Consider the following 23711-nt stretch of genomic DNA (forward strand, 5'->3'; position numbering starts at 1 on the left):
TCGATCCGCAGGTTGATCGTCCATTACGTGCCTGATCGACGTGCGCCTTGCGGCTCGGCCGCCGATGGACCATCAGGTTGCGGTTCGGCCCAGCCGGTGACCGGGAAGTTGCGGTTCGGCGTCCGGTGGCGTCCGGCAGCGCATCGGGCGCCAGGCCCAGAGCTGCCGCCCGGACCCGCCGTGCTGGACCCGCCGGCCCGCAGCCGCCGACCGCGTCCCCGGCCGTGTCCCCGTCCGTGTCCCCGTCCGCGTCCCGGACCCCTCCCGTACCTTTTCGTCCGGTGCGTCGCTTCCGTCGCGTAAGGGCGGATTGTTACGCTCACGGACGCCAGTACATCGTCCGGCGCGGTGCCCCACCCGCGAAGCGTCCTCGCTTCGTGCGGGACCTCGTGGGAGCCCCGGCGCCCGGGCAGACGAAGGAGCACCGAGGGAATGCCCACGACCCGAACCTGGCTGCAGGCGGGCGGTGGCACCGTGGCCGCTGCCCTGATCATCGCCGCCATCGTGCAGGCGATGAACTCGAGCGCGATGTGGGTCTCCAACGATCCGGTCGGCGAGTGCGGTCAGACGTCCGGCGGTGCCGTGGTCGCGGCGCAGAACGTCCTGTCGGCCGGCACCGGGCTCGAGCCGGTGGACGGGTCGTGGGACCCGGAGTCGGAGGTGGCGACCAAGGCGTTCCAGGCCTACAACGGCCTGCCGGTCAACGGCTGCGTGGACACCGGCACCTGGGTGACCATGCGCGCGCTCGTCGTCTCGTTGTGCGACCCGGAGTTCGACTGCCGGGGTCCCGACCACCGCGTGCACTACGCCGCGCCGGGTGGCGCTAGGGAGGCGTACTTCGCCGAGAACGACTGCGACTGGGGCTCCTTCGTGCTGCCAGGTGTGGCGCGCAGCCCCGTCTCGTCGAGCAAGGTCATGGCGCTCTCCCGGGACGCGGTCACCGAGATCGAGTGCGAGGGCTGACGTGGTCACGACCATCGATGAGCCGCGAATCCGGCCGGAGTGGCTGCTCGGCGGCGCGGTGACCCTGCTCGGCGCGATCATCATCGTCGTGGTCACGCTGGTTCTCGGCGCCAGGGAGGACGAACCCGTCGTCACCCCGGCCGACGCCTCCGACCTCACGGCCGGCACGTGTGCCGAGGACCTGCGGCAGCCGCACTGGGTGCCGGACGACGTCCGGCGTGCGGTGGTCGAGTGCCCCGCCGACATCTCGGCCGGGATCGGCCGCACGACGGCGGAGGACCACCTGGGCACCTGGATCAGCTACCCGCTGGACGGTGCCGAGAACAAGGAGACGTTCCGCGGCGCGCCCGGACTCGCCTGGCCGGAGGACGAGGTCCGCGCCGGCGCGTACCACCCGCTGGCCGCCATCACGTACGTGGCGTACCCGGGGTCGGCGGAGCTGTCCGACGAGCTCTCCGGGGACAACGTGATGGTGGAGTGGGAGGACCTCGCGGAGTCCGGGCTCGAGGCGCGCGTCACCCGGGTGGACAACAACGGGTTCGGCCCCGTGCGGGTCGAATGGTCCGACGACGCCGGCTCGTACCTGCTGCTGTCCACCGTCGGCCGCACGCCCACCGGGAACGCGGGGCCGACGGTGGCGGAGCTGATCAAGATCGCCGACAGCGTCGCCGCCGACGACGAGTAGCGCCACGACGAGCAGCCCACGACGAGCAACTGCACGACGAGCAGCCCACGACACGTCAGACGCTCAGGTCACGTCGAGTGACCTGAGCGCCTGACAGGTCAGAGGGTCTCGGACAGGACCTCGTCGAGGGCCCGCACGCCCGCCTCCAGCGCCTCGGTGGGCACCGTCAGCGCGGGGCGGAAGCGGACCGACCGCTCGCCGCAGCCCAGCAGGAGCACGCTCCGCTCGGTGAGGGCGGCCAGCACCCGGTCCCGGACCTCGCGCGACGGCAGCGTCATCGCACACATGAGGCCGCGGCCGCGTACGTCGGTCACGCCGTCGTGGCGGGCGGCCAGCTCGGTGAGTGCGTCCTGGAGGCGCTTGCCCATGGCCCGGGCCCGGTCCACGAGCCCTTCGGCCTCGTAGGTCTCCAGGATCTTGCGCGACCGCACCATGTCGGTGAGGTTGCCGCCCCAGGTGGAGTTGATGCGCGACGAGACGGCGAACGCGTTGTCCGGGATCTCGTCGACGCGGCCGCCGGCCATGATGCCGCAGACCTGCGTCTTCTTGCCGAACGCGACGATGTCGGGCGTGATGGCGAGCTGCTGGTAGGCCCACGTGGTCCCGGTGATCCCGGCGCCGGTCTGGACCTCGTCCACGATGAACAGCGCGTCGTACTCGCGGCACAGCGCCTGCATGCCCTGGAGGAACGAGGTGCGGAAGTGGTGGTCGCCGCCCTCGCCCTGGATGGGCTCCATGATGAACGCCGCGACGTCGTGCGGGTTCGCCTCGAACGCTGCCCGGGCCGCCCCGAGCGCGGCAGCCTCGGCCGCGTCCATGTCCTTGCCCTCCGCGACGTACGGGGAGGGGATGCGCGGCCAGTCGAACTTCGGGAACCGCGCGACCTTCCCTGGCTCCGTGTTCGTCAGCGACATCGTGTAACCGGAGCGGCCGTGGAACGCGTGCTCCAGGTGCAGCACCTTCGTGCCGAGCTCGGCGGAGCGGCCGTTGGCCTCGTTGTGGCGCGACTTCCAGTCGAACGCGACCTTGAGCGCGTTCTCGACGGCGAGGGCGCCGCCGTCGATGAAGAACAGATGCGGCAGTGCCGGGTCGCCGAGCACACGCGCGAACGTGTCGGCGAAGCGTGCCATCTCGACCGTGTAGATGTCGGAGTTGGACGGTTTGTTGATCGCGGCGGTGGCGAGCTCGTCGCAGAACGCCGCGTCGTCGGCCAGGGCGGGGTGATTCATCCCGAGAGGGGAGGAGGCGAAGAAGGTGAACAGGTCGAGCCACTCGCGGCCGTCGCGCGCGTCGACAAGGGTGGAGCCATGGGACCGGGTGAGGTCGAGGACGAGGTCGAACCCGTCGACCAGGAGGTGCTCGCGGAGGGTGGGGAGCACTGCGGTGGGCTCAAGGTGTGTCGTCATGCTGGAAAGGTAGGCAATCATCCTGCCAAGTTTCAATGACTATGGAAATCTTCCTGTGACGGTCGCGGCCGCCGGGGTCGCCGCGTCGCGATCAGCTCGGCGGTAGCGAGGGCCAGGGTGGACCCGAGCAGCACCAGGAGCACCGCGTTCCAGCCGCCGGCCACCGTGTGGACCGCGCCGATCGCCGTGGGAGCGGTGGCGCCGACGGCGTAGCCGAACGCCTGGACTGCCGCCACCGTCCGCCGGGTCTGCGCCACGGTGCGGCACCGCTGGGCGACGATGGTGAAGATCACCACGAAGTTGCCGCCCTGCGCGATCCCGGCGAGGCTCACCCACAGGAGCCACCACTCGGGTGCGAGCAGCAGGCCCAGGGGCAGCGAGACCCACAGCAGGCCCATCGTCACCGCGGCACCGCGCATCGGTATGCGGGTGGCCAGGGCGAGCGGGACCAGCACGCTGCCCGCGATGGCCAGGCCCTGGAACGGTGCCGCCGCGTTGCCTGCCGTGGTCACGGATACGTCGAGCAGGTCGCGCAGCAGCTCCGGCAGCCAGCCGGTGACCGCGTAGTAGGAGAACGACTGTCCCGCGAACGCCACCGTCAGCGCCCAGGTGATCGGGCGGCGCAGCACCCCGCCCCACGTCTCGCCGGTTCGCTCGGCGGGCGCCACGGCAGCCACCCGGGTGACGTGCGGGTCGGTCAGGTGGCGGGTGGTGACCAGCCACACGACCAGCGCCACCACCGCGACGACCGACCAGGACGCGATGGCGCCCTGCCAGCCGAGCAGGGCGGCGAACGGCGCGGTGAGCGACGTCGCGAAGACCGATCCGAGGTTCATCGTCGACGAGTACAGTCCTGTCGCGAGCGCCGCCCTGGCCGGGAAGTCCCGCGCGATGATGACGGGGACCACCACGTTGCCCACGGTGATCGCGGAGCCGAGCACCACCGTCCCCGTGAAGGCCGCCACCACGCCGAGCGTGCCCGTTCCGGCCGACCGGATCAGCGTTCCTGCGATGACTCCCATCAGGGCGACGGTGACCGCCGAGTACGGACCGACCCGGGCGATCAGGGCCGACGCCGCCGGCGCCACCACGCTGAAGCAGAGGGCGGGGATCCCGACGAGCAGGCCGGCCACGGTCTGGTCCAGGCCGAGACCGGTCGCGACGTCGGCCATGACCGGCGGGAGGGATGTGATGGGGGTGCGCAGGTTCAGCGCGAAGACGAGGACGGCGACGAGCAGCGCGGAGCCGCCTGCCGTCCGGCGGATGTTGCTCATGATGCTGTCATTGTGCGCGACGGGGCCAGTTGGTTGCGCCGGGCGTCCATCGCGTCACCACACGGTGTGGTGGCGGTCAGCTCCGTTCCGCAGGAGGGACGGCGCATTTCCCGTTAGATTGGGCGACCGGTCAGCAGGTGCGGAACGACGGCAGGTGTGGCATGCGGCAGCGGCAGGTTCTCCGAGGTGTGGGGGCACTCGTCGGTGTACTCCTGATGTCGGGGTGCGGGATCGATCTCGGCACGCTCGACTACACGGAACCCGAGTTCGTGGGCTCCTACGTGGGCGACGGTGCCACGATGGTGGTCGCGCTGGGCAAGGACCGCACGTTCCGGGCCGTCGGGGTGCCGGACGAGGTGCTCGACGACGCGATGGACGGCCCGGTCGAGGAGGCACCCGCCGAGCTCGAGGGCACGTGGAGGTACGTCTCGAAGACCGCTCCCGACCGCGTCGAGCTGACGGTCACCGACGCCGACGGCCGGCCGACGGAGCTCGGGGAGCTGCCGCTGTACGTCGCCGACGCCGACGACCTCTTCTTCCTGCCCGACCGGCTCGGCCGCGAGAAGATCATGGTCAGCCGCGGTGAGCCGGGCCGCTGACGCACTACCGAGCTACTGCGCGGGAGGAGCCGTCACCACCACCGCTCCGGCGGCGACCACGGCGTCCTACGGCTCATCGCCACGCCTCATCGCCACGCCTACTCGTCGAACTGGGCGGTGACCGTGCGCAGCAGGGCTGCCAGTTGTGGGCGTTCGGTGGGGGACAGAGCGGCCAGCACCTTGGCCTCGATGTCGAGCAGATCGCTCATCGCCGCGTCGACCCGTGCCAGTCCCTCTTCGGTGAGCTCGACGAGCACGCCACGGCGATCGTCCGGGGAGCGGTGCCGCTGCACGAACCCACGCGACTCCAGGCGGTCGATGCGGTTGGTCATCGTGCCGCTGGTGACCAAGGTCTGGGTGACGAGCGTGCCGGGCGAGAGCCGGTACGGCTCCCCGGCGCGGCGTAGCGCCGAGAGCACGTCGAACTCCCACGTCTCCAGGCTGTGCCGGGCGAACGCGGTGCGGCGCGCGAGGTCGAGGTGCCGGGCGAGGCGGGACACGCGGCTGAACACGGTGAGCGGTTCGAGCTCCAGGTCCGGGCGCACGTGGTGCCACGCGGCGACGATGCGGTCGACCTCGTCGGCGGGACCTGTGTGCTCCATGGCGAGAGGCTATCGGATGTCTCGATATCAAGAATCTCGATAGCGCGTCCCGAGGGTCGGGTGTTCGTGGTCGGCGTACCCCCGGCGACCGTAGGCTCAGCCCTCGTGGGAACAGGAATCAGGCTGCACCAGGTGTACGCCGGTCGAGTGCTGTCCGGTCCGGGCGCGCGGACCCTCGTGCCGGACGAGGTGGAGCGGCTCGGGGCGCGGCGGGTGCTGGTGGTCGTGGCGCCGTCGTCGGCCGCGGTGGCGCAGGACCTGGCCGCCGCGCTGGGGGAGCGGTACGCCGCCACCTTCGGCCGACCGGTGCAGCACAGCCCGGTCGAGGTGACCGCCGAAGCGCTCGCCCTGGCCGGCGAGACGCGTGCCGACGCGCTGGTCGCGATCGGTGGCGGCTCGGCCATCGGGCTGTCGAAGGCGCTGGCCGTCCGGACCGGCATGCCCCAGATCGCGGTACCGACGACCTACGCGGGCTCGGAGGCCACGCCGGTGCTCGGGGAGACAGAGAACGGGATCAAGGCCACCCGGCGGGACCCTGCCCTGGCGCCGGGGACCGTCGTGTACGACCCGGAGCTCACACTGTCCCTGCCCCGAGGGATGACGCTGACCTCGGCGCTCAACGCGCTGGCGCACGCCGTCGAGGCGCTGTGGGACGCCGGTGCGAGCGCGGCGACGCGCGCCTTCGCGGTCGAGTCCGCCGACGGGATCCTCACGGCGCTCCCGGTGGTGCTGGACCGCCCGTCCGACGTCGTCGCCCGGGGACGGCTCCAGGAGGCCGCATGGCTCGCGGGTGCGTGCCTCGCGCAGGCCCGGATGGGTCTGCACCACCAGCTCGCGCACGCGCTCGGCGGGACCTTCGGCCTTCCGCACGCGGAGCTGCACGCCCTCCTGCTGGCGCACGTCATGCGGGTCAACCTGGTGGCGGCGCCGGACGCCGCGGAGCGGCTCGCCCGGGTCGCGGGCGGCGACCCGACGCGCGCCGTCGCCTCCCTCGCCTCGATGCACGATGGCCCGACGACGCTGCATGCGCTCGGCGTGCCGCGCGACGCACTGCGCGAGGTGGCTGAGCGGGTGGCGGCCGAGCCCTACCCGAATCCGCGGCCGGTGACCGCTGACGCGGTGGAGGATCTGCTGCTCGCGGCTTTTTGAGCCGCAGGCTGCGGTGGAGATCGGGAGGGTGGCCTGCTCCTGAGCGGAGCCGGTGGTCCGCTTCGCGGCGACCTCGCGGAGCCCGCCGCCGACGTCGGCCACTGGCGTGCCCCCGATCGGCGGTGAGGTTCTGACGGGGGTGCGGGTGTGGTGTGTGGGGCGGCCGGCGATCGATCCCCTGACGTGCCGAGCCGCAGGTTGCGCGTGCTTGGCGTGGTTCATTGGCGTCGAACCGCAAGCTACGCGTGGTGGGCGGCGGCTCTGTGGTGTCGAGCCGCAAGTTACGCGTGGTGGGCGGCGGCTCTGTGGTGTCGAGCCGCAAGTTACGCGTGGTGGCGGTGGCCCAACCGAAGGTTGCAGGTCCACTGAAGGCTCTGCGGACCTGCAACCTTCGGTTCGAGACCATCGAAGACGCGAAGCTTGCGGTTCGGCGCTGCCGCGCGCCGTGATGGACACGGAGCTTGCGGTTCGGCGTGCTGAGCCAGCTCCGCCAGGTCGACCTCTCCTTCCGGACTGTGCCGCACTCCACCAGCGGGATCAACACCAGCGGGATCAACACCAGCGGGATCAACACCAGCGGGATCAACACCAGCACACCCGCCCCCGGGGCCCCGGCCCCCGACCCGCACACCAGCACGCCCGCCCGCGGAACCCACATCCAGGGCCCCCGCACCTCGCCGACGGCCCCCGGCCCCCGCCGCGAGCACCACCCCAACTGACCCCAGCTCAAGAATATGTCCAGTTTATGGCGCTGCATGGTTCAATTCCTGACCCACTATCACAGGGTGAAACGTGATGCGCATCAAAAGCGAATATCCAATTCCCGTTGCAGAGTCCGGGTCGTGTGCTTAATGTATGGAACGCGAACACTGTTCCGCTCGCAGGTGATCATCCTGTGATTCCCGTTTTCTGGAAGGAATAGCTCCATGAACCTCGTTGACATCGTCTCCGAACTGATCCACAACCTCGGCTGGAGCGTCGAGCAGATTCTTTGCCTCCTGGGCCTCTGATCTGCAACGACGTAGCACCGAACTGCCGGTAGCTGCGTCAGGAACATCCCCAGCTTGTGCGAACACCCCTCGCGATATTCCGCGAGGGGTGTTCGTCATATAACTGGTCACGCACACATTGTTGCTCGAAAGCAAAACTGGTTGCGTCGACGCAATTGCGGCGCGCCAAGGTCGGAGATTTCCGGGTCTGTCGGGCATATTGCCGGGCCGTATTGACAGATCGTCAGCGGGCCGTGCCGGGCTGCGTCAGCGCGGCACCTTCGTGAGCGTCGGCTTCTTTTCCATGTTGTGCAGCCCGTTCCACGCCAGGTTGACCAGGTGCGCCGCCACCTCGGTCTTCTTGGGGCTCCGTGCGTCCAGCCAGTACTGGCCGGTGAGCGCGATCATGCCGACCAGCATCTGGGCGTAGAGGGGCGCGGTCTTGGTCTCGAGCCCGTTCACCCGGAACTGCGGCTCGAGGATCGACTCGACCTGGGTGGCGACGTCGCCGATCAGGCTGGAGAAGGTGCCGGTCGCCTGCGCGACGGGGGAGTCGCGCACGAGGATGCGGAACCCGTCCTCGGACGACTCGATGTAGTCGAGCAGGGCGAGGGCGGTGCGCTCCAGGAGCACCTTGGGGTGCCCGCCGGATCCCAGGGCACCGGTCAGGGCGGTGGTCAGCGCCTGCACCTCGCGGTCCACGACGACGGCGTAGATGCCCTCCTTGCCGCCGAAGTGCTCGTACACGACGGGTTTGGAGACCTCGGCGCGTGCCGCGATCTCCTCCACGCTGGTGCCTTCGAAGCCTTTCCCGGCGAACAGTCCGCGGCTGACCGCGAGTAGCTGCTCACGGCGCTGACTGGCCGTCATGCGAGGTCGGTGGGTACGTCGGTTGTCGGCGGCCATGGTGTTCATTGTGCCCGAGCGGCTGTTCCGGACGTGTCCGGAAGGCGTCGGTCGCGTGAACGGTGTGGCTGACGACTCGCCGGGCACGGGCAGGGGCATGCCCGAGGACCTGGCAGACTGTTCACGGACGTGCGACGGTGGCACACGCCCGCTTCGGGTCACGACGGAGCCTCGCGCGCGCCCGGTCCGCCTTGGTGTAATCGGCAGCACAGAGGTTTTTGGTGCCTTTAGTCCAGGTTCGAATCCTGGGGGCGGAGCCATCCGGATCTGACTAACCCACCGATCGGAGCACTCGTGACCGAGACACCTCAGCCGGCAGCAGTTGTCGTCCTCGCCGCCGGCCAGGGCACCCGCATGAAGTCCGCGTTGCCGAAGATCTTGCATCCGCTCGGCGGCAAGCCGATGGTCGGGCACGCGCTCACGGCGGCTCGGGAGCTCGATCCCGTGCAGGTCGCCGTGGTGGTCCGGCACGAGCGTGAGCTCGTCGCGGAGGCGGTCGGCCGGCTCGATCCCGGCGCCGTCCTCGTGGACCAGGACGACATCCCGGGAACGGGCCGGGCGGTGCAGTGCGCCCTCGCGGCGCTCGACTCCAAGGCGCAGGCGGCCGCGGCCGCCGCGGGCCTGGCCGACGGCGAGATCGTCGGCGACGGCGTCGAGGGGCCGGTCGTCGTGGTGGCGGGCGACGTGCCGCTGCTCGACGGCGCCACGCTCGGCCAGCTCCTGTCGGCGCACCACGCCGACGGCAACGCGGTGACCGTCCTCACCACCGAGGTCGCCGACGCGACCGGCTACGGCCGCATCGTCCGTGAGCCGGACACGGGGGACGTGCTCGAGATCGTGGAGCACAAGGACGCCAGCGCGGACCAGCTCCAGATCCGGGAGATCAACTCCTCGGTCTACGTGTTCGACGCCGCCACGCTCCGTCGTGGCCTGGGTGGTCTCGGCAGCAAGAACGCACAGGGCGAGGTCTACCTGACCGACGTCATCGCGTTCGCCCGCACCGAGGGGCTGCACGTGCGGGCCCTGCTGGCCGACGACCCGATGCTGGTCGAGGGCGTCAACGACCGGGTGGCCCTCTCGGTCCTCGCCCGCGAGATGAACCGCCGCATCGTCGAGGAGTGGCAGCGCGCCGGCGTCACGGTGCAGGACCCGGCCACCACGTGGATCGACGTCGACGTCGAGCTCGCCCCCGACGTCACGCTCCTGCCGAACACGCAGCTCCACGGCGCCACGGTGGTCGCCACGGGCGCCACGATCGGCCCCGACACCACGCTGACCGACGTCGAGGTGGGCGTCGGCGCGACGGTCGTCCGCACGCACGGGTCGCTCGCCGTCATCGGCGAGGGCGCGTCCGTCGGCCCGTTCGCCTACCTGCGCCCGGGTACCAGCCTGGGTCGCAAGGGGAAGATCGGCACGTTCGTCGAGACCAAGAACGCCGAGATCGGTGAGGGCAGCAAGGTGCCGCACCTGTCCTACGTGGGCGACGCCACCATCGGCGAGCACTCCAACGTCGGCGCCGCGTCGGTGACCGTCAACTACGACGGTGTGCGCAAGCACCGCACCGTGATCGGCTCGCACGCCCGCACGGGCGCGGACAACATGTTCGTCGCGCCCGTGACGGTGGGCGACGGCGCCTACACCGCCGCCGGCTCCGTGATCCGCCGGGACGTGCCGGCGGGCGCGCTCGGTGTCACCGCCGGGCAGCAGCGCAACATCGAGGGCTGGGTCGCCCGTCGTCGGCCGGGAACGGCGGCGGCGGACGCCGCGGCGAACGCCCACGGCCGACCCTCCGGTCTCGGTGATCAGGCGCAGCGGCAGCTCGCCCAACAGAATGCAGCTGGGGCCCCCACGGCCCCGCAGGCCGCGGCCGCTCAGGCCGAGCAGGCCGACCTGGCCCCCGTCCCCGGGGCCGACAAGGAAGGAAAGTCCCACTGATGTCCAGCATCGCTCCCGGCCCGAACCGCCATCCCCTCGTCCTCGCCGCCGGACGAGCACACCCCGAGCTGGCGAAGAACGTGGCGAAAGAGCTGGGCATCGACCTGCTCGGCGTGTCCGCGTACGACTTCGCGAACAGCGAGACCTACGTGCGGTTCTCCGAGTCCGTGCGTGGCATGGACCTGTTCCTGCTGCAGTCGCACACCATGCCGGTCAACCAGTGGATCATGGAGCAGCTGCTCATGGTCGACGCCGCCAAGCGGGCCTCCGCGCACTCGGTCACGGTCGTCGCGCCGTTCTTCGGCTACGCACGGCAGGACAAGAAGAGCCGTGGCCGTGAGCCGATCTCGGCCCGGCTCATCGCCGACCTGTTCAAGACGGCGGGCGCGGACCGTCTGATGAGCGTGGACCTGCACACCGCGCAGATCCAGGGCTTCTTCGACGGTCCCGTGGACCACCTGTGGGCGATGCCGATCCTCGTCGACTACGTACGTTCCCGGGTGGACGTCGAGAACGTCACGGTCGTCTCGCCCGACGCCGGCCGCATCCGCGTCGCCGAGATCTGGGCCTCCAAGCTGGGCGGTGGCCCGCTGGCGTTCGTGCACAAGACGCGCGACGTCACGCGACCCAACCAGTCCGTCGCCAACCGTGTGGTGGGCGACGTCGAGGGCCGGGACTGCGTGCTGGTCGACGACCTGATCGACACCGGCGGCACGATCGCGGAGGCCGTCAAGGTGATCATGGCGGCGGGCGCCAAGTCCGTGACCGTCGCGGCGACGCACGGCGTGCTGTCCGGTCCGGCCCAGCAGCGGCTCACCGAGTGCGGTGCGCGCGAGGTCGTCGTCACCGACACCCTGCCGATCGAGGACGGTCGCCGGTTCGACAACCTCAAGGTGCTCTCCATCGCGCCCCTGCTCGCCTCCGCGATCAACGAGGTCCACTCCGACGGGTCGGTGACTTCGCTCTTCGAGGGCAACTCCTGAGCAGTTCGGGTATACGGTCGGGCACTTGACTCGGATACGGTCAACGGAGGACCGTATCTTGACATCGATCTGGGAGGGTCAGTGACCGTCACCGTCGTGGTGCCCACGTTCAACGAGGGGCCCAACGTCCGGGCGCTCACCGAGCGGCTCTGCGCCGCTTTCGGCGTGCTGCCCGACGACGGTGACGCGCCGGGCGCACCGCACGGTCCTGAGGGTGGCCCAGCGCCCGTCGGAGCACCTGGCCTGTCGGAGATCCTCTTCGTCGACGACTCGACGGACGACACCCCCGACCTGATCCGCGAGGTCGCGGCCACCGCGCCCGTCCCCGTGCGCCTGCTGCACCGGGAGAAGGCGCAGGGCGGTCTCAGCGGTGCGGTCGTGGCCGGGCTGCGGACGGTGACCACGGAGTGGGCCGTGGTCATGGACGGGGACCTGCAGCACCCGCCGGAGCTCGTGCCCGCTCTCGTCACCCGCGGTCGGGAGGCGGGCCTCGACATCGTCGTCGCCTCCCGGTACACCGGGGACGGCGACGCCGGGGGGCTGGACGGCTGGTGGCGGCACGGCGTCTCGATCGGTTCGGCGCTGCTGGCGCGGTCGATGTTCCCCGTGCGCCTGCGCAACGTGACGGACCCGCTCACCGGGTTCTTCGCCACCCGGGTGGACCGGCTGGACCTCGACGCTCTGCACCCGCGGGGCTTCAAGATCCTGCTGGAGCTGCTCGCGCGCAACACGCTGGCCGTGGGGGAGGAGCCGTTCGTGTTCGGCGAGCGGTACGCCGGGCACTCCAAGGCCACCTTCAAGACGGGTCTGCGCTACCTCGAACAGCTCGCGGCCCTGCGGTTCGGGCGGATGTCGCGGTTCGCGATCATCGGCGGCTTCGGAGCGGTGCTCAACATCCTCATCCTGTGGGCGCTGACCGCGCTGGGCGTGCACTACGTGGCGGGGGCGGTGATCTCCGCCGTCGTGACGATCCTGACCAACTTCCTGCTGCAGGAGCGGTTCGTGTTCCGCGACCTGCGGAACGAGGGCCGAGGCGTCTGGTCGCGGTTCGCGCACTCGTTCGCGTTCAACGGGACCGAGGCGGCGATCCGCCTGCCCGTGCTGTGGTGGCTGGTCGAGTTCACGGGCATGTGGCCGGTGCTCGTGCAGGCCGTGACGCTCGTCGTGGCGTTCCTGCTGCGGTTCGTGTTCCACGTCCAGGTGGTCTACAAGCCGCGCCGCACCCAGCCGACGATCGGCGTCACACCGCCTGTCGGTGCGGACCGCGCCGACGAGCGGGTACAGTAGTCAGGTTGCCTCGGCGAGGGACGCTTGACGGCCGCGGCGGGACTCGATCCCGCTAGCACACGGCCGGCGTCCGTGATCGACTGGGCGGCCGTCGGCGGCCCCTGGGTGGAGTTCCCTCCAGCACTTCGCCCCACGTGCCCGCTCCGCGCCCGTCACGTGTCCCGCGCCGACGCAGCCGCCGACCGAGTTGCACACACAGACCTTCCAGGAGTGAATTTCCATGGCCGAGATCAAGCTCGCCGCTGAGCCCCGCACCGAGTTCGGCAAGGGCGCGGCCCGCCGCATCCGCCGCGACAACAAGATCCCCGCCGTCCTCTACGGGCACGGCGACGACCCGGTGCACGTCACCCTGCCGGGCCACGAGTCGATGCTGGCGCTGCGTCAGACCAACGTGCTGCTCAACATCCAGCTCGACGGCAAGGGCCAGCTCGCCGTCGCCAAGGACGTCCAGCGCGACCCGGTCCGCAACGTCATCGAGCACATCGACCTGCAGGTCGTGAGCGCCGGCGAGACGATCACCGTCGACATCTCCGTGAACATCGTCGACGAGTCCGCCCCGGGCACCATCCACCTGGTCGAGCTCCAGTCGCTGTCGATCGAGGCAGAGGCCACCCACCTGCCCGAGTCCGTGGACGTCTCCATCGAGGGCCTCGAGGCCGGCTCGCAGATCCACGCGGGCGAGATCAAGCTCCCCGCGGGCTCGAAGCTGCTCACCGACCCCGACTACGTCGTCGTGCTCGTCACCGAGCCGCGGGGCGAGGCCGGCGAGGACGAGGAGTCGGCCGCGTCCGCCGAGTCGCCCACCGAGGCGTCCTCGGAGGGCTGACCTCCGCCGGTCAGTCAGCGCGTCCCGGCACGAGCCGGAGCGCACCGGGCCGAGGTAGAACCTTCCTCGTGCGTACGAGATGATCGTGCGCGCCGTGGGTTCTGCCTCGGCCCGACCTGTTCCCGCTGGTCCTGCTGCTGCGGCGCGTGCCGTCGCGGCGGCACGGTCCGCGCTGTCCCGAAGGAGTGCTCCCATGAGCGACCGGCCCTGGCTCGTCGTCGGGCTCGGCAACCCCGGCCCCAAGTACGCCGGTAACCGGCACAACGTGGGGCAGATGGTGCTCGACCTGCTGGCCGAGCGCGCCGGTGCGCGCTTCGGCAAGCATCCGCGTGCCCAGGCCGTGGTCGCCGAGGTGCGGCTCGGCGTGCTGCCGGGTGGAGCCCCGGGCCCCCGGGTGGTCCTCGCGAAGCCGACCACCTACATGAACGTCTCGGGCGGGCCGGTCAGCGCCCTCGCGAAGTACTACGACATCGACCCCGAGCAGGTGGTCATGGTGCACGACGAGGTGGACATCCCGTTCGACACGATCAAGCTCAAGATCGGCGGGGGCGAGGGCGGGCACAACGGCCTGCGCGACACGACCAAGGCCCTCGGCACCAAGGACTACCACCGGGTCCGGGTCGGCGTCGGCCGTCCGCCGGGCCGGATGGACACGGCGGACCACGTGCTCAAGGACTTCTCCGGCACGGAGCGCAAGGATCTGCCGATCCTGGTGGACGACGCCGCCGACGCCGTCGAGCTGCTCGTCACCGAGGGGTTGCTCGCTGCCCAGGGGAAGTTCCACACGGCCAAGGCGTGATGCTCGTCCTGGGTGGTCAGGACTCGACGAACTTGTCCGCCAGGCCCTGTTCGAGGTAGTCGGCCGGCAGGTCCTGGACGAGCAGCTCCGCCTCGGTGCGCTCGGTGTGCAGCCGCCAGTAGCCGTCGGCGAGCGTCTGCGGCTGGGAGTCGTGGCCTCCCTGACCGATGAAGGCGGCGATCGCCACGTGCGCGGCATAGACGCCGGTGCCGGCCAGCGCGGCGTGCAGGTTGAGAATCCAGTTGCGCATGCCGCCGGTGGCGATCTGCACGTTCGCGACGTGCGGGGCGATGATCGGTCCGGAGCCCGCGCCGCTGGTCACCAGGACCGTCCCCGTGCCCCGTTCCAGCATGCCGGGCAGTACGTGCTGCACGGCCGCGACGCCACCGAGCAGGTAGAGATCCAGCTGGTCGAGGACCGAGTCGACGGTGACCTTCGTCGCCTCCACGAGCGGCGCCCTGCGCAGGTCTGCCGGGGCCGGTGCGGGCGAGTACTCCAGCACGTCGATCGGCCCCAGCCGCTCCTCCGCGGCGGTCAGCGCCGCGTGCAGGGCCGGACGATCGGTGACGTCGGCAGGGAACACCTCGGCCCGGACCCCCGCCCCGGACAGGCTGTCGGCCACACCCTCGAGTGTCGTACGGTTGCGGGCGATCAGCGCCACGTCGAACCCCTCGGCGGCGAACCGCCTGCCGATCGCCTGACCGAGTTGCGGACCTGCGCCGACGATCGCGATCGTGCTCATCTTCCCACCTCGGTGTTCTCGTTCCTGTTCACGTCGACACCCTAGGAAGGCCGGGGCCGAGCGGGCTCGGACCAGCGCGACAACCCGATGGAAGATGCGCGACAGACGATGGACGGCACGTTCTCGGTGAGCCTGAGCGGCGACAACGCCTTCAGCGACTTCGCACGCGCGTGGCAGGCCCGGATGGGCGAGAAGTTCGCGCTGCCGCCCTACAGCCGGGCGACCGTCGCCGGCTTCCAGGCACGGTCCCGCGGGTTCCGGCTGCGAGGACTGATCTTCAACGACTTCGAGAACGTGGCCGCCCTCCGGACGGCGGGGCCGGGCGTCGGGGCAGAGGACCACCTGCGCCTGTGGATCGTCCACCGGGGCGGCTGGCGGTTCGGCGAGCCACGGGGAGCCGAGCACGGGGCGCCCGCCGGCCGGTTCCTGGTGCAGGCCGGGCGGCTGTCGTACTTCGCCGCGATGCCACGCACCGCCGCCCAGGTGCTCGTGCTGCCCGCCGCCGAGATCCCGCGCACGAGGGGCACGGCGTCGTCCGGCCGGGCCGATGCCGCGGAGGTGCGCCTGCTGACCGCGCACGCCACCATGGTGAGCCAGGTGCTGGACCACCTGGAGCCGGTCGGAATGGACGCCGCGCGCGAGACCCTGGCCGAGCTGGCCCGGGCCGTCGTCCACGGCGGTCTCGACGACGTGGAGCCCCGCCTGGCGCCGGCGCTGGCCCAGGCCGCCCGAGACCTCGCCGACCGGCGGCTCACCGATCCCGAGCTCTCGCCCGAGGCCGTGGCCCGGCAGCTGAACGTCTCCGTGCGGACCCTGCAACGGGCGTTCGCGGCCGAGGGGCAGTCGATGAGCGCCTACATCCGGGAGCGCCGCCTCGACGAGGCGCGGCGCGCGCTCATCGCCCGGCCGCGGCGGATGACCATCGCGGAGATAGCGGCCCGCTGGCAGTTCGCCGACAGCAGCCACTTCGCCCGCGCGTTCCGCGACCGCTACGGCCGGACGCCGACCGACTACGTCGCGACTCCCCGCTGAGCCGGGTCTGACGGGCTCCTGGGGTCCGCCGTCGGCGGGCTGAACGAGTCGTGGGACAGGGGGTCTCCCGCGAGGTCGCGATTGACTCTCCAGCAGGTCGAGGCTCCAGGGTCCGGGCATGACCTTCTCGTATGTGGTCGCCGGACGCCGACCCACGCCCCCGGCGCCGCCCTCGCCCCCGGCACGTCAGCGGCTCCCGGCGTCGTACCTGGTCTGGCTAGGGGCCGCCACCGTCTCGCAGCTCGGTGACGTGGTGCTCGGCTTCGCCGTGGGCTGGGTGGCGGCCGAGCACGGCGGTGCGGCCGCCGGCCTGGTCCTGACGGCCGGCAGCCTGCCCTCCGTGCTGCTGCTCCTGCTGGGTGGGACCATCGCCGACCGGTTCGGCGCGCGCCGCGTGCTGATCGCGGGCGACGCCGTGCTGCTGACGGTCTCGGTGGCACTGGCGGTCGCCGTCCTGCACGCCGGCACACCGCTGTGGCTCCTGCTCACAGCGAGCGTGGTGCGCGGGGTGGTCTCGGCGTTCTACCGCCCAGCGGCCGGCTCGATGCCCCGCCGTCTCGTCGCGGACGCCCAGCTGAGCCGTGCGCTCGCGCTGCGGCAGGGCGCCGGCCAGGCCGTCGTCCTGCTCGGCGCACCGCTCGCCGGGGTCCTCGTCGCGGCCGGCGGCCTCGCTGCGGTCGCCGCGCTCGACGCGGGCACGTTCCTGGTCGCGCTGGTCGTGCTGGTGCTGCTCCGGCCTCGGTACGCGACACCGCCGTCGGACCGGGGGATGCCGGTATGGCGGGCCGCCCTCGACGGTGTACGGGTCGTGGGCCGCACGCCCGGTCTGGTCGGTGCGCTGGTCCTGGTGGCGGGCGCCGCCGCGTTCCTCCTGCCGACCACGTCGCTCGTGCTCCCGCTCCTCGCGCGCGACGCGGGCTGGAGCGCGTCGTCGACGGGCGTCGTCGCCGGCGGGCTGGGTGCCGGGGTCCTCGTGGTCACGGCGGTCGTCGCGCGCCGGGGCGGCGCTCGGCGACCCGGTGTGACGGCGTCGGGCGGGCTCGCCGTGGCCGCCCTCGGGCAGGCGGGACTGGTGGCCGCGGCGGGGACGCCCGCCGGGGAGCAGGCCGCCGTGGCCGCCGCCGTCCTCGTGGGTGCCGGCAGCGGACTGTTCACCGCGCACCTCGCGCCCGTGGTGCTCGGTTCCGCCCCGCGCACGCACCTCGCGCGGGTGCAGGCACTCGTGGGGCTGGTGCAGGCCGTGGCGGTGACGCTCACCACCGCGGGACTGGGCGCCCTCGCGGGCGTGGCGTCCCCGGCGGCCGCGGGGAGCACGTGCGCGCTGGGGCTGCTGGGCTGCGCGATCGGCGGTGCGCTGACGCTGCGGCGATTGACCCTCGAGCCGGTCGAGAGTGCACAGTGAGCGCATGCACGAACACCTGCGGAGCATCGGCGCGGTAGCGCGGGAGAGCGGCCTGCCCGTCAGTGCCCTGCGGTTCTACGACGCCGCCGGCGTGCTCCGGCCCGCCTGGACCGACCCGGGCACGGGCTACCGCTGGTACTCGCCCGACCAGGTGGAGCAGGCCCGGCTGGTCGCCCGGCTGCGTCAGGTCGAGATGCCGTTGGCCGACCTTGCCGCGGTCCTCGGGAGCCGGCATCGGCCCGCCGAGGCGCTGACCGTCCTGGAGCGGCACCAGCAAGGGCTCGAAGCACGGTTCGCCGAGGTCCGGACGCATCTGTCCGATGCCCGTGGGCTGCTCGCCGACCCGCCGGCCACCCGGTTCGAGGTGCCGGCGGGGGAGCTCGCGCGGGCGCTCGCCTCCGTCCGCTACGCCGTGGCCTCCGACCCGGGCCGGCCCGCGCTGACCGGCATCCTGCTCGACTGCTCCGGGGGAACCCTGCGGCTGGTGGCCTGCGACCGCGCCCGGCTCGCCGTCGCGTCGGTGGCGGTCCGGCACGTCGCCGGCCCGCCCGTGCGGTTCGTCGCGCCGCTCGCGACCCTGGCGGGGCTGCCCGACGGCGGGAGCGGTGCGCCCGGCGGTGCGGGCCCCGACGAGGCGAGCGCGCCGGTGGTGGGGGTCGAGCTGCGGGTCGACCGGGCCGCCTTCCGCGTCGCCGGGGCGGAGCCCGTCGTGACGGCACCGGTCGCCGCCGAGTACCCCGACTACGAGGCCCTGCTGCGGGCGAGCTGGGTGCGCGAGGCGCAGATTCCGGCGTCCGACCTGGTCAGCCGGGTTGTGGACGACGCGAGCGGTGCCGGGAGCGGTCCCGCCACCACACCTGGTGTGCCCGACGTCGTGGCGGTGCTGCTGCGCGACAGCGGCGTCGACGTCGTGCGGCCGAGCGTGCCGGGCGCCGTCGTGTTCGACCGTGCCTACCTGCTGGAGGCGCTCGCCGCGCTGCGCGGTGACAGCGTCACGCTGGCGCTCGACGCCGTGCGTCAGGTGCTGGCCATGGTCTGCCTGGCGCGCCCGGAGGACCGGAGCCTGCTGATGCCGGTGCGGCCCCGATCGGTCACCGGGACGGGTCGGCCGAGCCGGTGAGCCGTCTCGGCGGCGCGAACAACCAGCGTGCGCCGATCCGGGGCGCGAGGGCGCCCAGCCCGAGACCGACGGCGATCGCCACCACCCAGAGCGCCACCGGCAACCACTGCGACTGCGGCGCCGGGATCCACACCGCGTTGCGCCACAGCACCGACAGCAGCGCGAGCACCACCGACGTGTGGGTGACGAACACCGGCAGCGTGCGCGCGCCGATCCACTCCAACCCGAGTGACCTGGGCAGATACCGCGCGCCGGGCACGCGGGACGCCAGCACGCTCACCGCGACCCCGGCCGGCACACCCGCGATGTTCGCCAGCAGGTAGAGCCCCGGGACGTCGGCGAGGGCGAGCTCGCGCACCGTCAGCTGGATCGCGAGCCAGACGGCGACCGCTCCCACGGTCCAGAGCCAGGTGAGCCGCTCGGCGAACCGTTCGAACAGCGGCCGCAGGTGCAGCCCGCCCAGGAAGAACACCACGAACTGCGCCGTGCCACGCCAGGCGATGCTCTCCGGCTCCCAGCCCGCCAGCGCCCACCCGCTCACCGCGGCGGCGGCCACGAGCTGTACGGGAGCCGGCACCCGGCGCAGCGCCCGGGCGATCACGAAGAAGGCGGCGAGGGTCCAGACGAACCACAGCTCCGACCGGGGAACCAGCAGCGACCAGGTGAGGTCGTGCGCCACGGTGCCCCAGTCGGCGTCGGCCACCTGGTAGTAGCCGGTGAGCAGGCGGACCACCAGGGAGATCGGCTCCCACAGGACGAAGACCCAGGCGAAGAAGAGCAGCTTGCCGCGGGCCAGCCGGGACCAGGGCACGGTGGTCCACTTGCCCGCGAACATGCCCGCCACCGCGAAGAACAGGGGCATGCGCAGGCTGCGCAGGGTCTCGTTGACCTCCCGGAGCACGCCCACCTCGTACCCGGTCGACCAGGTCCAGTTGGTGGCGTGGTAGAGCACCACGAGGCCGATGGCGAGCCCGCGGGCAGCGTCGGGCCAGGCGAGGCGGACGGGCGCGCGCTGCCCGTCGGCGCCGGGTCCTGGTACCGGGGCTCCGTGCCGCGGGGGTCCGGAAGGGGTGAACATCGCCGGTCATAGTACGTCTCGATCGCGCCACGAGGGCGACGTACGGCCACTGTCGGTGGCCGGGAGTAGCCTGGGATCAGCCCCTCACCCCGTCGGTCCTACCCGGCCCGTGCTCGTGATGGGCCCGTCGTCGTGCGCCCTCGAAGGACAGAACCCCATGAACCTCACCGGCCTGCTCCCTACCCTCTTGCGCGATCCAGGCGCGGCCGCCGCGGTCGAACACGTGCGCGCCCGCGGTTTCGCGGACGTGGTGGGCCCGGCGGGCGCGCGTCCGCCCCTCCTGGTCGCCGCGTCCGGGCAGCGCCCGCTCGTCGTGGTCACGGCGACGGGCCGCGAGGCCGACGACCTGGCCGCGAGCCTGCGCAGCTACCTCCCGGAGGGCCACGCGGACGACGTCGCCGTGCTCCCCGCCTGGGAGACGCTGCCGCACGAGCGGCTCAGCCCACGCGCGGACACGGTCGCCAAGCGCCTCGCGGTGTTCCGCCGGCTGGCCCACCCCACCGAGGGGCACGGGCAGGCGGGCGCGATCCGGATCCTGGTGATGCCGGTCCGCGCGCTGCTGCAGCCCGTCGTCGAGGGCCTGGGGGAGCTCGAGCCGGTCCAGCTCGACATCGGTGCCATGGCCGACCTGACCGATGTCGCCGAGCGGCTCACCGCCGCCGCCTACACCCGCGTCGACATGGTGGAGCGGCGCGGCGAGTACGCGGTGCGCGGCGGCATCCTCGACATCTTCCCACCCACGGAGGACCACCCGCTGCGGTGCGAGTTCTGGGGCGACGAGGTCACGGAGATCCGCTGGTTCGCCGTGGCCGACCAGCGCAGCCTGGAGATCGCGGAGCACGGCCTCTGGGCACCGCCCTGCCGCGAGATCCTGCTGGACGACGCAGTCCGGGCGCGGGCGGCAGAACTCGTGGAGACCCTGCCGGGAGCGGTCGAGATGCTCGACAAGCTCGCCGCGGGCGTCGCCGTCGAGGGCATGGAGTCGCTGGCGCCCGTGCTGGTGGACCGCATGATCTCGGTGCTGGAGCTCGTACCCGACGACGCGCTGCTCGTGCTCAACGAGCCCGAGCGGGTACGCCGTCGTGCCCATGACCTCGTGCAGACCACCGAGGAGTTCCTCGCCGCGGCCTGGACGGGTGCGGTGGCCGGTGGCGCGGCGCCTATCGACCTGTCGGCGGCGTCCTTCGCGACGTTCGCCGAGGCGCGCGAGATCGCGGCCCGGCGCGGTCTGGGCTGGTGGACGCTCTCGGCGTTCACCCAGGACATGGAACTGACGGACGTGTCAGACGCACAGGCCACCGGAGTGACCTCAGCGTCCGACACGTCGGGGGAGACGGTGTTCACCGTCAGCGCCCGGGACGTCGAGTCGTACCGCGGCGACCTCGCGCGGGCCCTGGACGACGTGCACGGCCTGCAGGTGGCGAGCTGGCGGCTCGTGCTGACCACCGAGGGGCACGGCCCGGCGAAGCGCATGACGGAGCAGCTGTCGGCGGCGGGCACGGCGGCCCGCCTGGCGATCTCGCTCGAGGACGAGCCGGAACCCGGCATCGTCCACGTGGTCGCCGGCGGCGTCGGCAAGGGGTTCGTGGCGCCCGACCTGCGGCTCGCCGTCTTCTCCGAGCAGGACCTCACCGGGCGGGCCGGCTCCGGCACGCGCGACATGCGCAAGATGCCCAGCCGCCGCCGCAACGTCGTGGACCCGCTGCAGCTCAAGGCGGGCGACTTCGTGGTGCACGAGCAGCACGGCGTCGGCCGGTTCGTCGAGATGGCCCAGCGCACCATGGGCACGGGCGGCAACCGGGCCACGCGCGAGTACCTCGTCATCGAGTACGCGAGCAGCAAGCGCGGCCAGCCGGGCGACCGGCTGTTCGTGCCCACCGACCAGCTGGACCAGGTCACCAAGTACACCGGCGGCGAGTCGCCGTCGCTGTCCAAGATGGGTGGCGCGGACTGGAAGAACACCAAGGCCAAGGCGCGCAAGCACGTCAAGGAGATCGCGGGCGAGCTCATCCGGCTCTACAGCGCGCGCATGGCGACGCAGGGCCACGCGTACGGTCCCGACACCCCGTGGCAGCGCGAGCTCGAGGACGCCTTCGCGTACGTCGAGACCCCCGACCAGCTCGCCACGATCGACGAGGTCAAGGCCGACATGGAGAAGTCCGTGCCCATGGACCGCCTGGTGTGCGGCGACGTCGGGTACGGCAAGACCGAGATCGCGATCCGGGCGGCGTTCAAGGCCGTGCAGGACGGCAAGCAGGTGGCCGTGCTCGTCCCCACGACACTCCTGGTGCAGCAGCACTTCGAGACCTTCTCCGAGCGGTACACGGGGTTCCCGGTCAACGTGCGCGCCCTGAGCCGCTTCCAGTCGGACAAGGAGTCCGAGGAGACGCTCGCCGGGCTCAAGGACGGCAGCGTCGACATCGTCATCGGTACCCACCGGCTCATCACCGGGTCCGTGGTGTTCAAGGACCTGGGGCTCGTGGTCGTCGACGAGGAGCAGCGCTTCGGCGTCGAGCACAAGGAGACGCTCAAGCAGCTGCGGACCAACGTGGACGTGCTCGCCATGTCCGCCACCCCGATCCCGCGCACGCTCGAGATGGCGGTCACCGGCATCCGCGAGATGTCCACGCTGGCCACGCCCCCGGAGGAGCGGCACCCGGTGCTCACGTACGTGGGTGCCTTCGAGGAGAAGCAGATCGCCGCGGCGCTGCGCCGCGAGCTGCTGCGCGAGGGCCAGGTGTTCTACGTGCACAACAAGGTGGAGACCATCCAGCGCACCGCCTCCCGGCTGAACGAGCTGGTGCCGGAGGCCCGCATCGGGGTGGCCCACGGCAAGATGAGCGAGCACCAGCTCGACCAGGTCATCCGCGCCTTCTGGGAGAAGGAGCTCGACGTCCTGGTCTGCACCACGATCATCGAGACCGGGCTGGACATCTCCAACGCCAACACCCTGATCCTGGAGCGCTCGGACATGCTGGGGCTGTCCCAGCTGCACCAGCTCCGCGGGCGCGTCGGCCGCGGGCGCGAGCGGGCGTACGCCTACTTCCTGTACCCGCCGGAGAAGCCGCTCACCGAGACGGCGCACGACCGGCTCGCCACCATGGCCGCCCACACCGACCTCGGTGCGGGCATGCAGATCGCCATGAAGGACCTCGAGATCCGCGGTGCGGGCAACCTGCTCGGCGGCGAGCAGTCCGGCCACATCGCCGGGGTCGGGTTCGACCTCTACGTGCGCATGGTCGGCGAGGCCGTCTCCGCGTTCCGCGGCGATGCCGAGGAGGAGGCGCCCGAGGTCACCATCGAGCTGCCCGTCGACGCGCATCTGCCCGAGTCCTACATCGCCACCGAGCGGCTGCGGCTCGAGGCGTACAAGAAGATCGCGACCGCGCACGACGCCGCGGCGCTCGACGAGGTGCGGGCCGAGCTCACGGACCGCTACGGCACGCTGCCCGACGTCGCGGGCGCGCTGTTCGACGTCGCGAGCTTCCGCAACCACGCCCGCGAGGCCGGGCTCACGGACATCACGGCCCAGGGCAAGTTCATCCGGTTCGCGCCGCTGAACCTGCCCGAGTCGGCGCAGCTGCGGCTCAAGCGGCTCTACCCGGGCACGATCCTCAAGCCCGCCATCCGGGCGATTCTCGTGCCGTTCCCGACCACCGCGCGGATCGGCGGACGGCCGCTGCGGGGCACCGAGGTGCTCGAGTGGGCGCGTGGCCTCATCGACGCCGTGATTCTGGCGGACGTGGGCGCTGCCGCGAAAGTTGGGACCCGAGCGCGGTGACCAAGTCCACGACCTAAGTCGCAGTCCGAGTCAATACCTGACGTCAACAATCACCCTGGCGGATCAACGCCATGACCCGAATGTGTCATATATCCGCCATTCGTGAACGGTGCTTGCGCGGGCTGTTGGCCGCTAGGTTTGGGGGAGGTGCTG

General features: G+C 71.7%; 20 protein-coding genes and 1 tRNA gene. 15 read left to right on the plus strand and 6 right to left on the minus strand.

Annotation, left to right across the window (positions count from 1 at the left end):
* Nucleotides 1-432 precede the first annotated feature (432 nt).
* Together ACFSL2_RS20810 and ACFSL2_RS20815 are read left to right on the plus strand one after the other, a co-directional pair.
* Nucleotides 433-963, plus strand: coding sequence for a peptidoglycan-binding domain-containing protein (locus tag ACFSL2_RS20810; RefSeq protein WP_377199667.1), 531 nt, complete (start codon nt 433-435; stop codon nt 961-963).
* Nucleotide 964: 1 nt separating this feature from the next.
* Nucleotides 965-1648, plus strand: a complete 684-nt coding sequence (locus tag ACFSL2_RS20815; protein ID WP_377199668.1) for a hypothetical protein — start codon at nt 965-967, stop codon at nt 1646-1648.
* Between the two features lie 98 nt (nt 1649-1746).
* Here the strand turns inward: ACFSL2_RS20815 and lat are convergent, their stop codons facing one another.
* The gene (gene lat, locus ACFSL2_RS20820; protein WP_377199669.1) at nt 1747-3054 is read right to left on the minus strand and encodes an L-lysine 6-transaminase; all 1308 of its coding nucleotides are present in this window, start codon (nt 3052-3054) and stop codon (nt 1747-1749) included.
* A gap of 32 nt (nt 3055-3086) precedes the next feature.
* A complete protein-coding gene (locus tag ACFSL2_RS20825) occupies nt 3087-4328 on the minus strand; it encodes an MFS transporter (protein WP_377199670.1) in 1242 nt (413 codons plus the stop codon).
* Between the two features lie 188 nt (nt 4329-4516).
* Between ACFSL2_RS20825 and ACFSL2_RS20830 the strand changes: the two genes are divergently transcribed.
* A complete protein-coding gene (locus ACFSL2_RS20830; RefSeq protein ID WP_377199671.1) occupies nt 4517-4927 on the plus strand; it encodes a hypothetical protein in 411 nt (136 codons plus the stop codon).
* Nucleotides 4928-5025: 98 nt separating this feature from the next.
* Here ACFSL2_RS20830 and ACFSL2_RS20835 read toward each other — a convergent pair whose 3' ends face one another.
* Nucleotides 5026-5529: a MarR family winged helix-turn-helix transcriptional regulator gene (locus ACFSL2_RS20835; protein WP_377199672.1), complete on the minus strand. Its 504-nt coding sequence runs from the start codon at nt 5527-5529 to the stop codon at nt 5026-5028.
* A gap of 132 nt (nt 5530-5661) precedes the next feature.
* Here ACFSL2_RS20835 and ACFSL2_RS20840 point away from each other — a divergent pair, with 132 nt between their 5' ends.
* Nucleotides 5662-6678, plus strand: coding sequence for a maleylacetate reductase (locus ACFSL2_RS20840; protein WP_377199673.1), 1017 nt, complete (start codon nt 5662-5664; stop codon nt 6676-6678).
* 473 nt (nt 6679-7151) lie between these two features.
* Nucleotides 7152-7397, plus strand: a complete 246-nt coding sequence (locus ACFSL2_RS20845; RefSeq protein ID WP_377199674.1) for a hypothetical protein — start codon at nt 7152-7154, stop codon at nt 7395-7397.
* A 537-nt stretch (nt 7398-7934) separates the two neighbouring features.
* Here ACFSL2_RS20845 and ACFSL2_RS20850 read toward each other — a convergent pair.
* Entirely contained in the window at nt 7935-8537 is a 603-nt protein-coding gene (locus ACFSL2_RS20850) for a TetR/AcrR family transcriptional regulator (RefSeq protein WP_377199675.1), read from the minus strand.
* Between the two features lie 221 nt (nt 8538-8758).
* On the opposite strand from ACFSL2_RS20850, the gene ACFSL2_RS20855 reads away from it, so the two are divergent.
* The 6 genes from ACFSL2_RS20855 (at nt 8759) to pth (ending at nt 14403) form a co-directional block, all read left to right on the plus strand.
* Nucleotides 8759-8833, plus strand: a tRNA-Gln gene (locus tag ACFSL2_RS20855).
* A gap of 94 nt (nt 8834-8927) precedes the next feature.
* Complete coding sequence (gene glmU, locus ACFSL2_RS20860; RefSeq protein WP_377200863.1) at nt 8928-10508, plus strand: bifunctional UDP-N-acetylglucosamine diphosphorylase/glucosamine-1-phosphate N-acetyltransferase GlmU; 1581 nt, start codon at nt 8928-8930, stop codon at nt 10506-10508.
* Entirely contained in the window at nt 10508-11491 is a 984-nt protein-coding gene (locus ACFSL2_RS20865) for a ribose-phosphate diphosphokinase (protein WP_377199676.1), read from the plus strand. Before glmU ends, ACFSL2_RS20865 begins: the two co-directional genes overlap by 1 nt.
* Before the next feature lie 81 nt (nt 11492-11572).
* Nucleotides 11573-12778 carry a glycosyltransferase gene (locus ACFSL2_RS20870; protein ID WP_377199677.1) on the plus strand — a complete coding sequence of 402 codons (1206 nt, stop codon included), beginning with the start codon at nt 11573-11575 and terminating at the stop codon, nt 12776-12778.
* Nucleotides 12779-12998: 220 nt separating this feature from the next.
* A complete protein-coding gene (locus ACFSL2_RS20875) occupies nt 12999-13604 on the plus strand; it encodes a 50S ribosomal protein L25/general stress protein Ctc (protein WP_377199678.1) in 606 nt (201 codons plus the stop codon).
* 193 nt (nt 13605-13797) lie between these two features.
* Nucleotides 13798-14403: an aminoacyl-tRNA hydrolase gene (gene pth / locus ACFSL2_RS20880; RefSeq protein ID WP_377199679.1), complete on the plus strand. Its 606-nt coding sequence runs from the start codon at nt 13798-13800 to the stop codon at nt 14401-14403.
* A gap of 16 nt (nt 14404-14419) precedes the next feature.
* On the opposite strand, the gene ACFSL2_RS20885 is transcribed toward pth, so the two are convergent.
* Complete coding sequence (locus tag ACFSL2_RS20885; protein ID WP_377199680.1) at nt 14420-15145, minus strand: SDR family NAD(P)-dependent oxidoreductase; 726 nt, start codon at nt 15143-15145, stop codon at nt 14420-14422.
* Between the two features lie 108 nt (nt 15146-15253).
* Between ACFSL2_RS20885 and ACFSL2_RS20890 the strand changes: the two genes are divergently transcribed.
* The 3 genes from ACFSL2_RS20890 (at nt 15254) to ACFSL2_RS20900 (ending at nt 18699) form a co-directional block, all read left to right on the plus strand.
* Nucleotides 15254-16177 carry a helix-turn-helix domain-containing protein gene (locus ACFSL2_RS20890; protein WP_377199681.1) on the plus strand — a complete coding sequence of 308 codons (924 nt, stop codon included), beginning with the start codon at nt 15254-15256 and terminating at the stop codon, nt 16175-16177.
* Between the two features lie 118 nt (nt 16178-16295).
* Nucleotides 16296-17579, plus strand: coding sequence for an MFS transporter (locus tag ACFSL2_RS20895; protein WP_377199682.1), 1284 nt, complete (start codon nt 16296-16298; stop codon nt 17577-17579).
* A 4-nt stretch (nt 17580-17583) separates the two neighbouring features.
* Nucleotides 17584-18699, plus strand: coding sequence for a DNA polymerase III subunit beta family protein (locus ACFSL2_RS20900; protein WP_377199683.1), 1116 nt, complete (start codon nt 17584-17586; stop codon nt 18697-18699).
* On the opposite strand, the gene ACFSL2_RS20905 is transcribed toward ACFSL2_RS20900, so the two are convergent.
* Nucleotides 18671-19777 (minus strand): acyltransferase family protein, encoded by a 1107-nt coding sequence (locus ACFSL2_RS20905; RefSeq protein WP_377199684.1) that lies wholly within the window; start codon nt 19775-19777, stop codon nt 18671-18673. The genes ACFSL2_RS20900 and ACFSL2_RS20905 overlap by 29 nt on opposite strands.
* Before the next feature lie 157 nt (nt 19778-19934).
* Between ACFSL2_RS20905 and mfd the strand changes: the two genes are divergently transcribed.
* The gene (gene mfd, locus ACFSL2_RS20910) at nt 19935-23558 is read left to right on the plus strand and encodes a transcription-repair coupling factor (protein WP_377199685.1); all 3624 of its coding nucleotides are present in this window, start codon (nt 19935-19937) and stop codon (nt 23556-23558) included.
* Nucleotides 23559-23711 lie beyond the last annotated feature (153 nt).

The organism is Promicromonospora aerolata, from assembly GCF_042682255.1.
In the GTDB taxonomy this organism is placed as follows: Bacteria; Actinomycetota; Actinomycetes; order Actinomycetales; family Cellulomonadaceae; genus Promicromonospora; species Promicromonospora aerolata.